The 4,344-nt window shown below is 46.6% G+C and carries 6 protein-coding genes; 4 read left to right on the forward strand and 2 right to left on the reverse strand.

The features are described from left to right. Positions 1-405: 405 nt before the first annotated feature. A complete protein-coding gene (locus DW089_RS11530; protein WP_199614922.1) occupies positions 406-639 on the reverse strand; it encodes a hypothetical protein in 234 nt (77 codons plus the stop codon). A 468-nt stretch (positions 640-1,107) separates the two neighbouring features. On the opposite strand from DW089_RS11530, the gene DW089_RS11145 reads away from it, so the two are divergent. Continuing rightward, positions 1,108-1,446, forward strand: a complete 339-nt coding sequence (locus tag DW089_RS11145; protein ID WP_118287296.1) for a DUF5665 domain-containing protein — start codon at positions 1,108-1,110, stop codon at positions 1,444-1,446. Between the two features lie 323 nt (positions 1,447-1,769). Here the strand turns inward: DW089_RS11145 and DW089_RS11395 are convergent, their stop codons facing one another. After that, positions 1,770-2,060, reverse strand: a complete 291-nt coding sequence (locus DW089_RS11395; protein ID WP_158572377.1) for a hypothetical protein — start codon at positions 2,058-2,060, stop codon at positions 1,770-1,772. Positions 2,061-2,423: 363 nt separating this feature from the next. Between DW089_RS11395 and DW089_RS11150 the strand changes: the two genes are divergently transcribed. The 3 genes from DW089_RS11150 to DW089_RS11160 form a co-directional block, all read left to right on the forward strand. Further along, positions 2,424-3,743, forward strand: coding sequence for an ESPR domain-containing protein (locus DW089_RS11150; RefSeq protein ID WP_199614924.1), 1,320 nt, complete (start codon positions 2,424-2,426; stop codon positions 3,741-3,743). Further along, on the forward strand, positions 3,743-4,006 hold the full coding sequence (locus DW089_RS11830; RefSeq protein WP_118287298.1) for an EH signature domain-containing protein: 264 nt from the start codon (positions 3,743-3,745) through the stop codon (positions 4,004-4,006). The genes DW089_RS11150 and DW089_RS11830 overlap by 1 nt, the downstream gene beginning before the upstream one ends. A 3-nt stretch (positions 4,007-4,009) precedes the next feature. Then, positions 4,010-4,344, forward strand: a 335-nt coding sequence (locus DW089_RS11160) for a hypothetical protein (protein ID WP_147351172.1), incomplete at its 3' end; no start/stop codon positions are given.

Genomic DNA, 4,344 nt, shown 5'->3' on the forward strand with positions numbered 1-4,344 from the left:
GTGCCGGTGGAATCACCGGCGGTTGGGGCAATCCAGGTGTTATGGTTTTTCTTAGAGTGTATCTGCATTAACCCTCCGGGCATCCTGGTGTTGAACCCCATCCTTGTTCCGCTTTAATACTGGGGGCGGAACGTTCCTTCCCCTTTTACAGTGCGTGCCAAGCAGCGCACTGTTAAGTGGAAGGCAGCGGCCTCCGGCCGCAAAACGCTGAGATAAACTTCCTCCGTCAGCCCTTGGCTGACACCTACCACACGCTTTGAGCTCACATCCAAGAGCATATCAGTTTATCAAAATGCTCTTGGCTAATGTGAGCCATGTGATAGCAGCCCCAGAAGCAAGCCCAAACTGGGCGTAGCTGATTGGTAAGCTGCGAACCACTGTGGTAGGCTTCCGTGACACTACTGGTCAAGTATAATCCAAAATATAGTACTGATAAGAAGTTGAACCGTGGTGGTTACGCAAGCTTCCTTCAAACGTTGCGGCCGCATCTAAACATCCCCACAGGAATTCATAGGATGTTTGGTCAATAAGGCCCATGCGACAGCCGTCCAGGAGCCAAGCCTGCAAGGCGATGGCGAATGGAATAAGGCGAACCGCTAAGGAAGTGTCGCCGGAAGGCGACGATAGAAGTTCATCCAAGTATTAGCGGCCATCGGCCGTCCCTTGTCTCCTCCATTTCGCCATGGATAAGGCCGACATGGGGGAGATGCGCCTATTCCAAAGTTACTAGAGGCGCAGAGGGGGCGACTGAAGCGGGAAAGGTGCCTGACGTCAGGAAGACGGTTGGGGCGGGCCAGGTGATACGCTTTTTATTTAGGTATTAACGTCCCCTGACCGCCTGCCTCCCGTAGGATGGCAGTTGGGGTAACCCGGCACCATTTTCTCTAGCTGAAGCCCTATTTGTAAAATCTTTCTTTCTGCTAGGCGATGTGCTGGACGGTCTTTCTGCCTAATAGGCTTGGTAAATTTTCTAGGTGATTTTGCGGACAGTTTACGATATAGTATGCTACAATAAATTGGACGAAAAAGCGAAGCAGGCTTGTTATAGCAGCAACTAAGAACCGGATATATACAGCCGCTCCGGAACGAAAAGGATTGATATATGCGATGAAATTGTCATTGTTTGGGAAAAAAGAGAATAAGCCGGAACCTTCTTCTTTAGAAGATTTGCAAAAGCGGCTGAAGGCTAACAGCAATGAGATGAATGACCTGATTGATGTATTGCGCAGTATTTTGCTGTTTCGGAGTGATTGGAAACGATTTTTCCTCTACAATTTACTCACCGGAATTCTAAGAGGCGTCGGTGCAGCCCTTGGATCCACGCTGATTTTCGCGATTATCCTATATGTGATAAGCCAGGTTATTAACTTGGACTTGCCGCTGATCAGTGAATGGTTATCTGAACTCATTACTATGGTAGAACAAAAACGTGGCATGATGCAATGAACGTCTGCATACCCACGTAGAAAAGAATAGAGATGGCTGACGGCCTGGAACACACTTGATTCCTGTGTGAACCAGACCGTTTTTTACGTTGCCGCTTTGTTTAGGAATTGTCTGCTGGATATCAGGCTGTATGGTCTTGAGCTAAGTGGTATTCTGGTTTTAGCCGTTGTGATCTTTGGAAAGCTGCGGTTGTCAATCTGCTAAGTTTTTCTTAGGCATCTGGGAAAATTGTTTTAAAAAAGAGGTGTGTATAACTAATTGAAAATGCAAACTGCTGCAGTGACCCTAGGCCTTCCGGCGATTTTCTAGTATAATGTAAGTGACTAAAATACACGGAAAATTTTTAAATCAACTTCAATATTTAAAATGAAATACCCCGGAGTTCTCTCAGCCGAAGCTGGTAAGGGAAAGCCATTTGCATTTGAGCGTTGAGCTTTCCTGAAGAATTCTTGCAGCAAAACTGCCAGGCTTAGTGTCGCTGCTGGGACTTTTTCGGGAACGGCGATTTTCTTTTGTCCGTTGTGGCGGTTCCTGGAAGCTGGAGATTGACGGATTTTGTGGCTGCTGCCTCCGGTAAGAAGGCGATTTACCAATGTACGGTTGGGTTTGTACAAAACTTGCTACGGGTGGAAAAACTGAGAAATACGAGGCACTTAGGATAAAAAATATCCGAAAAATCAGGTGATTATTAAGAAGGTGCGTGAATCGTAAAAGTATACACAGCATTGGCCTAAATAACCGGAATAGGGGGCGAAAGTACATAATACAGGGGATTCAAACCTTGAGCTGACAAGATACTGGCAGTTTTAACAGATTTTTAGTGCAGCTTGTGGAAACGGGAAGATAAAGTTTTAGGTAAAAGAAGGTGTGAAGGATAGATACTTACGGGGAAGCCGCAATCTTGAAAATGTTGGTCTGCTGCAAAGCCTAGAGATTGCATCCTACCCAAGTATTTGTGATGTGTATAGGGAGGCGTTATGATGAACAAGATTTATAAAGTGATTTGGTCGAAGGTCCGAAATTGCTATGTGTGCGTCAGTGAAGTGGCAAAAAACCACACAAAAGACTCCCGGCGCAGGGGCGCAGTGGGTGGTGCGGAAGGAACGGCTTGTTTATGTTTAAAAGGAAGCACTTTGACAAAGGGCGTTGGTTGTTCGTTACTAGCCGGCGCCGTGGTGCTGGGCAGCCCAATCAGCGCAGGGGCAGCAGATATTATACCGGTTAACAACAACTCGTCCAGCACTGCCAGCTCCCATACGGTAGTGGTAACTGCCGAGGGCTGGACGGCAACCCAAAAGATATTAGTGAATTATCAGACTATGGAATTTGGTACGGTAGAAGCAGGGTCCGGTTCTGGTGCCACGTGGGAAACTGCCTATGGAGGATATATAGCTGGCAGTAGTGTATATGCATCTAATAATACGATTATCATTGCCGGCGGGGCAACTAATGCAGGAACTGCTCCTGTAATCGGCAGCGTCTATGGAGCGCACTCGATTAACGGGAGTAAGCAGCACGGAACGAATAATGGTAATACCGTAGAAATATACAATGGGGTCATCACCAATGTATATGGCGGCAGGCATGATGATAAGGATAGTGATAACAAAGGCGTATATACTAGCAAAAGCGGTGTAACCAATAACAAAGTGAACATTCATGGCGGTACCATTACCGGAGAGATTGTAGGGGGCGTGGGCTCGCTGTATGGAAATCGTTCCAGCGGGGATAATAACTATGTGGATATAAAAAATAATGAAATCACCATTGACCGCACCAGTGATACTGCGAGTGGCTACACTGCCGGTACGCTAAATTTGCAGGGCGCTGATTTGTATGGCTATAAATGGGAGAAATTAACTCAATATGATACCGGTTTCCCAAAAGCGGCGAACAACACGTTAACAGTCAATACCTATAATGTGGACGTCAACAGCCTTAATAATTTTGACACGATTACCTTTACCACCTACGATGCCAGCAATGCGGATAACTACATAGTAAAGGTGTTGAATCAGAATGGCAAAACGACTGATTTAAGCAATACGGTGGCAGATTTTAGCAAATTGGCAATTACAGGGAACCAAAATACCGATTCCGTCTACACGCTGGTAGAAAATGTGACAAACCCGAAAGAGATTCTTTTCAACAGTACAACGGGATCTACGGCGTTATTGGGTGGGGCTGTCAGCATGACCAGTGCTTCAGGCATTACATTTGTCAAAAACAGTGAAAATGACTATGGCAATTTGGTGTTGGACCTGGCCGGGACGGCCAGTGGCTTTACCTACAACTGATGTTCAGTATTGGGGATTACGTTTTTATTGAGGCCAGCCACAATGGCAAACTGAGAGTTTGGAAAAGAGGAAAAGAGCCTCTGCCTTTTTATCAGGCAAAATATACGTATAAAGGATTTTCTTATACGGACGTTACACAGGCTTCCAATATTGAGGAAGAATTCGTCCATTCCAGTTCAGAAACCGGTTCCTGGCAGCGGAAGGTCAATGACTGGGTTCGGAGACACTGCGGGGTACGGCCCAAAGAAAACCGATGGAGGTAGAATATGACCAACCACCGCTTTTGGACAGTACAAGAAAACGGATATTTTTACCCTTGTGTTCAAACAGAATCTACAGGAGACTGGCCGCTGATTCAGGGTCAGCTGGAAATCCTGGCTTCTGAAGGGAAAGTGGAGGAGAAAACAGATGGATTCCTGCTGCCCCATGGGCAGGCTGTGGAACTAGATCCGGAAATTTCAGGGATCCTGGAACTGCCGGAGTGTTTTCCTTATGCCATCACTCTCCGCAGCCACGGCAGTCTGGGTTCTCCGTCCTTCCGCTACGAGCTGGAATACCAGCGACCAGACGGGACTCCTTTTTATGGAATCAGGGTGTTGGG

The sequence above is a fragment of the Acidaminococcus sp. AM05-11 genome (genome assembly GCF_003472805.1).
GTDB classification, from domain to species: domain Bacteria; phylum Bacillota; class Negativicutes; order Acidaminococcales; family Acidaminococcaceae; genus Acidaminococcus; species Acidaminococcus hominis.